This window comes from Psychrobacter sp. UBA2514, assembly GCF_002341255.1.
GTDB lineage: Bacteria > Pseudomonadota > Gammaproteobacteria > Pseudomonadales > Moraxellaceae > Psychrobacter > Psychrobacter pacificensis.
In genome coordinates, this window is sequence record NZ_DDNS01000033.1 from 66,294 (window position 1) to 74,045 (window position 7,752).

Below are 7,752 nucleotides of genomic sequence, written 5' to 3' on the forward strand. Positions count from 1 at the left end.
ACTGTGCTGATTATGATCGTTGATAGCAACCAGTCGCGTGCTTTTTATAAGTAGTTGCTCTGTCCAAAACCTACTTAATGACTGCAATAGTGGCTGCTAACTTTTGGTGCACGCACAATTCACGAAGAAATACACCCGCCTACAAGCTTATTTGTTAAACTTTGAACATGAATCGCTAAGGTTACATCAAGAGAACAGTTGATAATCTTAACAACTCCAATTTTATCTATTTAAACCAAAGGAATGTTTATGGCTGTTTATAACGCCCCTCTTAATGACATGCGTTTTATATTAAATGATGTATTTAAAGCGCCACAATTTTGGCAAAATAACGAAAACCTAGCTCATGTCGATACCGAAACCGTCGATATGATTTTAGAAGAAATGGCAAAACTGTCAAAAAACGTTTTGTTGCCTATCAACCGTAGCGGTGATGAAGAAGGTGCAACCTTTGAGGGTGACGGCGTTGTTACTACGCCAACAGGTTTTAAAGACGCGTACAAACAGTATGCTGAATCAGGCTGGGTTGGCTTAAGCGGTAACGCTGAATACGGCGGTCAAGGCTTCCCAAAGATGGTCACCATGCTGACCGAAGAGATGGTATTTACCGCCAACCAATCCTTTGCCCTCTACCCTAACCTAACCGTTGGCGCGACGCTTTGCCTCAACGCGGCGGCGTCTGAAGAGCAAAAGCAGACTTACTTAGAAAAAATGTATAACGGCGAATGGTCGGGCACCATGTGCTTGACTGAGCCACATGCAGGTACGGATTTGGGTATCATCAAAACCAAAGCCGTGCCAAACGATGATGGTAGCTACAATATCTCTGGTACCAAAATCTTTATCACTGGTGGTGAGCATGACCTCACTGACAATATCATTCATTTGGTATTGGCAAAAACCCCCAATGCGCCAGAAGGCTCAAAAGGCATTTCATTGTTTGTCGTGCCAAAATTCTTGGTCAATGAAGATGGTAGCTTGGGCGAGCGCAACACTTTGGCGGTTGGCTCTATCGAGCACAAGATGGGTATCAAAGCCTCAGCGACTTGCGTGATGAACTTTGATAACGCCAAAGGCTGGATGGTTGGCGCAGAAAACACTGGCTTATCTTCTATGTTTATCATGATGAACTATGAGCGTGTGACCATGGGTCTACAAGGCCTTGGTGGCTCTGAGCTGGCTTATCAAAACGCAGCATTATACGCCAATGACCGTGGTCAGGGTCGCAGTGACACCCAAATCCAAAGCCCAGAAAAACCTGCTGATGCCATCATCCACCATGCAGATGTACGCCGTATGCTATTGAACGCCAAAGCCAACACCGAAGCGTCACGCTGCTTTGCCATGTATGTCGCCAAAAACCTTGACGAAGAAAAATTTAGTACTGACCCAGAGGCCGCTCAAGCCGCGGCGGCGCGCGTTGCCCTACTGACGCCAGTTGCCAAAGCCTTCTTAACCGACAAAGCACTAGAAGCCACGGTTGATTGCCAGCAAGTATTTGGCGGTCATGGTTATATCCGCGAATGGGGTATGGAGCAAATCGTTCGTGATACTCGTATTGCGCAGATTTATGAAGGTACCAACGGTATTCAGGCACTTGATCTGTTAGGCCGTAAAGTGGCAAAAAATAACGGCAAATATGTCACCCATTTCTTGGGTGAGATTCGTGATTTTGTTAACAATATGCAAGCGGATCATGGTATCAAACAAGCTACTTTAGATGCAGCGGATACGATTGAAGAGCTCACCACAACGGTGCTGAACAATATTGGCGAACGCAAAAACGAAATCAATGGCTGCGCGGTTGACTACATGCATGCGTTTGGCTACCTTGCTTACTCATACATGTTTGCGTTGATGGTCGAGGCCGCCAATGGCAAAGAGGGTGAGTTCTACACCAACAAAGCCAAGCTTGCTGATTATTTCGTTGGCCGTATCTTGCCACGTATCAATGCGCATGCACAGATGGTCAAAGCTGGTAGTGACCCGATGATGAACTTTGATCTTGACTACTTTGATGTACCAGCCAGCTAAATGCTCATTATGAAGACCCGATAAAACCATGAAAAAAGGACAGTTCAATGACTGTCCTTTTTTTTGGCAAAATAACTGCTAACAAAATAATTCACTATCGATGCGTGGTTACGATTAAAATAGCGCAAGATAAGGTGTCACTTAAGTGCCATAAAAAGCCATGATTCCTAACAATATCATGCACAGTGTTAAATAATAAAAACGATTGAAACAACCACAATAAAGGGTGCGACGTGTCAGAATTAAAACGCATATTACAACAGATTACAGCCCTAAGTGATGTGCCCGATCCTGCGGTGCTCAAACGCTTGATCGATGAACTACGAGTCAGCGACAAAGAACCTGCTTTAGCCAACCAAAACATTCAAACCCTTATTGATATTCTCCATCAACATCCAGAATACGGCGATGGACTCTCTAGCTTTGTCCTGAAATTGATTATCCAATATCGTCAAATCTCGCTATATACCGATACAGGTATTATGTCGGATCAAGGATTCTTTAATAGCTTAAGACGATTGGTCGGACATCGGTTTTTGCCGATACTCCCTCAAGATGACTCCGTCGTTGAACTGGTTGGTTACTTGTTTGATAAGCGTACTGATGAGCGCTGGCTTGCCAATATCGAGACTCAGAAATGGGACGAACTCGTGCAGCTTCTGAGGGTGGAAGAAAAACACCTAGACTTGGTTGCTACAGCAAAGAACAGTATTTTGAATGCGATTATTATTTTGTCTTATCGCATCAGCGGTCTTGGCTTACATCCTGATTTGATGGACGCTTATCCGCAGATGCTCAACTACTCTGCTTCTTTTGTTGCTCAAAACCAAGAAGCGGTGCTCTTTGTTAATCAATATAGACAAGCGCACGAGCTTGATACCTTAACCGACATTACCCCAGAGCAAGCCGTTGATCCAGCGCCACTGCTGGTTATGATTGAGCAATGCGAAGACATTGTTGCCACCATTCGCAAACGGATCTACAAAACAGGTATTTCTATTCGTTTGACCAATATGATGCTGCGCTTAGATCAAAGCTTGCAGCGCATGCGTATCTTGACGGAGCTGGTCACAGACGACAATCAAAGAAGAGATCGCGCCGTCATTGAGTTGATCCAGACCCTGATCACCACTGCCAATCGCCGCTATAGCATTGGTCATTTGATTGATAACAACACAAAACTGCTGTCACGTAAAGTCACTGAAAATGCCAGTCGCGTGGGTGAACACTATATCAGCACCGATAAGGCTGGCTATCAAAAGATGCTCAAAAAGGCCTCTATTGGCGGTTTTGTCATTGCCTTTATGGCCACCATAAAAATACTGGCTTACCAATTGGCGCTCGCACCGATGGGTCGAGCATTTATTAACAGTATGATTTATGGCTTGGGCTTTGTGTTCATTCACGTGATTCGCGGAACGGTCGCTACCAAGCAGCCAGCCATGACCGCTGCCGCTATTGCTTCTACTATATCTGAAGGCTCTGGCAAGAAGTCTCATCAGTTAAATAAGCTATCAGAGTTGGTCGTTGATATTTTACGTACTCAGTTCATCGCTATCATGGGCAACGTTATGTTAGCGATACCCGTTGCACTTATCATCTCTTTTGCTTGGTTACAGTACACAGGCGCACCGATGATTGGTACCGAAAAAGCAGGTCATCTACTCCATGACTTGGATCCATTTCATTCATTAGCGCTTCCTCATGCGGCTATCGCTGGCGTATATTTGTTCTTAGCGGGTTTGATCGCGGGTTATTACGACAATTTAGCGGTCTATAACAAAGTAGGTGCGCGTATTCAACGTCATAAACTACTACAATATATACTGCCTGTATCATGGCTTAAGCGCTTAGGCGGCTTTATAGAAGCGAACTTGGGCGCTATCATGGGTAACTTTTTATTCGGGGTTTTCTTAGGTAGTACAGCAACCATCGGCTACATATTCGGCTTACCAATTGATATTCGCCACATTGCTTTTGCATCAGCGAACTTGGCACACGGATTGTTCAATATATCTGCTGATGACATCAGCTGGAGCCTCATTCTGATTTCTATATTGGGTGTGGCGCTTATTGGTATGGTCAACTTGATAGTCAGTTTTTCTCTGGCGTTATTTGTTGCTTTACGTTCAAAAGAAGTGCGTTTCTTTGAATGGAGTCGTCTCACAAAGCTAGTGTTTGGACATATCATTAGCCATCCTTCTGACTTTTTCTGGCCACGCGACAAGCCAATGAAATATGCACGCATCGATAGTCAAGGTCACATGATATTTGATGACACTTCAGCACAAAAAAATGGAAAAGCCATACCAAGCAATTATGTGGTACGCCGATTGTCTGATGTCAGAATATTACCCGAGTCTAAGCAAGCAGTAGCAAAAAACGCGGAAGCGAATACAGACATATACTATGACAGTCAACCACAAGGCGATCACACCCAACCTCACAACTCTCCTAAGAAGGTTGTCAATCTTGATGATGGTCTGGCAGATGAAGATCTAAATAGCACGCCTTATACCGACGATATCCAATATGACAAAGTCACTAAGACGCTCAATACCATCGATAATGAGGATACTGTTGGTCACGAGTCAAATCATGCGGATGCTGATGGCAAGTCTACTGGCGATGCCAAAACACCTTTGCCAAAACCTAAAAAGCCGCCAAAGCTGCCTGATTAAAAGGCTCGCTTGGACGGCTTTATGCTTGGTGAATTATTGAGATTAAAACTATTTGGTACAAGGCCTGAAGCACTCACACAACTTAGCTAAAGCTTTTACCCCTTAATCTTGAAAATATGGGCGTAGAAGCAAAACTCTCGCACAGCTCAACAAACTTAGGATTCAAAAATCATCTAAAATAATGAGGAGCGGGCTCAATAAGATATTGGGATAGATTACTAAACGAGGACAAGAATGAATATAGCCAGTCATAGCAAACTGGAAGAATCTATGAAGGACGTTGCATCAACCTCCCTTGTAAGACTCATCTATGTTAGTAGAGTTAATACCACCGATAGATCTGTATTTGAGCATATCCAAAGACACTCGCATGTCTACAATAAAAATAATAAAATTGCAGGTTTTCTATGCAATGATGAAAAAAGCTTCCTTCAATGCTTAGAAGGCGCAAAAGACGTTGTATTTTCTCTTATGCAAAGAATATTTAAAGATAGGAACCATAAAAAAGTAGACGTCGTTGCTGTTGAGCAGGTCAGTCAATGCCGCTTTGAAGATTGGCGTATGCACAGTCTTAACTTAAGCGCCAGCAATTGGCATAGACTGTCTGATCATGCGCAGTTAGGAGAGATCTCACCATTCAAACCAGAACACTGGCCATACTGGTTTATTGAATACTTTATTGAATGTGTGAGGAAGTTCGACTACTCTAACATCAGTCATGACACAAACTACATCACCTTTGATGACTTAGGTTACTCTGAGCTTGAAGAAAAGTTAACTCAAGATAATATCTTATTATTTATATTTCTTGGGCTACTGGTCGCGTCAACCGCCGCTGTCCTATTATTCAGGTACGACGTTATTCCTTAATGACTCAGTTAGACACCTTATTAATCATTTGAGCATAACTCAATGTTAATCATCTCAGTATATCTCAGTTGAACCATTAAAACAGGGCTGTTAATTGATCAATAGCCCACTTGAAACAGACGGCATTTGTGGACCTATTTAAAAAGATTATTTAGGCTTTTATACCAAGGTATTTGTAGTCCGGGTATTTGTAGCCTACGTTATGAACTCGGGCACTGTGCACTTGAGGCTATTACCTTGCCGTCGCTGAGACGATACGCCAACAGACAGTTGCCCCATACACACCCACCATCGAGTGCACGCGCATGTGGTAAATCAATCTCGCCTTGTAGCGCGGCCCAGTGACCAAATAGTATCTTACGCGTGCGCGGTACTTGCCACTCAAACCATGGTAAAAAATCGGTTGGCATAGGCTCATCTAGCCCAGCATTAAAATCAAACTCAAGCAAACCATCCTGCTGACACAGGCGCATACGAGTAAAGTAATTGGCAATTGCTCGCATTTTGGTAAAGCCTTCGATGCCTGAATGCCATTTATCGGCTTTTTTACTATAGAGATTTGGCAGTAGTTCATCAAGCTGCTCTAAGCTACCTTGCAGCTGCGATTCTAGCTCTTTTGCATATGTTGCTGCTGCCTCAATACTCCAATGTGGTGGAATCCCTGCATGTACCAGCACCGTATGCTCATCTGGGTACGCCAATATCGGCTGCCTGCGTAACCACTCAAGCAATTCATCACAGTCATCGGCTGCAAAAATTGGCGCTGTTTTGTCTTTGCTCTTGAGTTTTGCAGCGCCGCGCCAGACGGCAATTAAATTGATATCATGATTGCCTAATACCGTTGCTGCAGCGCCCTGCTCACACAACGCTTTGACGTCGCGTAAGGTATTTAATGAGTCCTCACCACGCGCTACCAAATCACCGGCGAACCATAACTTGTCTTGATTAGGATCAAAATCTAATGTCTTTAGTAATTGCAGATAAGCCGCGTGGCAACCTTGTAGGTCACCAATAACATATTGATGGCGAAAACTCATAATCCCTCTATGATTTTTATATAATAATTGGTCATTATTTACATTAAACGTCTATATGACGAGCCTGATTGCTTAGATTGACAAAATCTGTAACGCTTAAGGTTTCGGGACGTGCCTGCGGATCGATACCGCAAGCGGCAAAATCATCCTCACTCAGCGTCGGCAGCAAGGTTGATTTTTTGAAGATAGCGCGTAGCGTCTTGCGACGATGGTTAAAGGTCTCACGTACCACGATAGCAAAATGTGCTTCATCCTCTGCTACTATCGGTTTGTCAATATGCGGCGTTAGGCGAAAAACGGCACTGGTGACTTTGGGCGGTGGATTAAAAGCGCCGCGAGGCACAGTCAGTAAATAATCGGTATCGCAGTAATACTGCATGATCACAGACAGACGACCGTAAGTTTTGCTACCAACGTCGGCTGTGATGCGCTCAACCACTTCTTTTTGTAGCATAAAGTGCATGTCTTGAATGACATCGGCAAAGGTCAGCAAATGAAACAAAATAGGCGTTGAGATGTTATATGGTAAGTTCCCGACGACACGTAGCTTACCGCGCTCCTCGCTGTAAAGCTCACGATAGTCCACATGCATGGCGTTATCTTTGATAATCGTAAAATTTGGATGGCTATTGGCACCAATACGAATGCGCAAGCTGTCTGCCAAATCGCGATCTAGCTCAACCACTGTCATCGCATCCACTTCTGCCAATAAAGGCTCGGTCAATGCGCCCATACCAGGCCCAATCTCAATCAAATTGTCATCGCGCTCGAGACGAATGCTTTCCACGATTTCGCGAATCACGCTGGTATCATGCAAGAAGTTTTGACCAAAGCGCTTACGCGGTTGGTGTTTGGCTGTACGTAAACTGTTAGAAATGGCTTGAGCATCAAAAGTAGTTTTGGACATAAAAAGGTCTTAATGGATAAAAGATAAATGAGAGATGATAGCAATGTGCTGGTGTTATAATGGCAAATTATAACACAGCTCATAATTAGGCTGTGTTTTTGAGGTAGTTTATCTATAAGTCATCTAAAATGTATCACAACCGACATGGCACTTTTTTGTTCTCGAACCATCTAGCATAAGACCCATAATGGGAATAAGTTGGTACCCTAGTGAGGACTTGAAT

At 43.8% G+C, this 7,752-nt stretch carries 5 protein-coding genes; 3 read left to right on the forward strand and 2 right to left on the reverse strand.

Going from position 1 to position 7,752, the window contains the following annotated elements; all coding sequences use genetic code 11:
* The first annotated feature begins 249 nt into the window (after positions 1-249).
* The 3 genes from B3V51_RS09265 (at position 250) to B3V51_RS09275 (ending at position 5,585) form a co-directional block, all read left to right on the forward strand.
* Positions 250-2,034: an acyl-CoA dehydrogenase C-terminal domain-containing protein gene (locus tag B3V51_RS09265; RefSeq protein ID WP_212564468.1), complete on the forward strand. Its 1,785-nt coding sequence runs from the start codon at positions 250-252 to the stop codon at positions 2,032-2,034.
* A 233-nt stretch (positions 2,035-2,267) separates the two neighbouring features.
* Positions 2,268-4,715, forward strand: a complete 2,448-nt coding sequence (locus B3V51_RS09270; RefSeq protein ID WP_286708304.1) for a site-specific recombinase — start codon at positions 2,268-2,270, stop codon at positions 4,713-4,715.
* A 234-nt stretch (positions 4,716-4,949) separates the two neighbouring features.
* Positions 4,950-5,585, forward strand: coding sequence for a BLUF domain-containing protein (locus B3V51_RS09275; RefSeq protein WP_058025012.1), 636 nt, complete (start codon positions 4,950-4,952; stop codon positions 5,583-5,585).
* 200 nt (positions 5,586-5,785) lie between these two features.
* Here the strand turns inward: B3V51_RS09275 and B3V51_RS09280 are convergent, their stop codons facing one another.
* A complete protein-coding gene (locus tag B3V51_RS09280; RefSeq protein ID WP_093070752.1) occupies positions 5,786-6,622 on the reverse strand; it encodes a symmetrical bis(5'-nucleosyl)-tetraphosphatase in 837 nt (278 codons plus the stop codon).
* 43 nt (positions 6,623-6,665) lie between these two features.
* Complete coding sequence (gene rsmA, locus B3V51_RS09285) at positions 6,666-7,529, reverse strand: 16S rRNA (adenine(1518)-N(6)/adenine(1519)-N(6))-dimethyltransferase RsmA (protein ID WP_286708305.1); 864 nt, start codon at positions 7,527-7,529, stop codon at positions 6,666-6,668.
* Between the last annotated feature and the right edge of the window lie 223 nt (positions 7,530-7,752).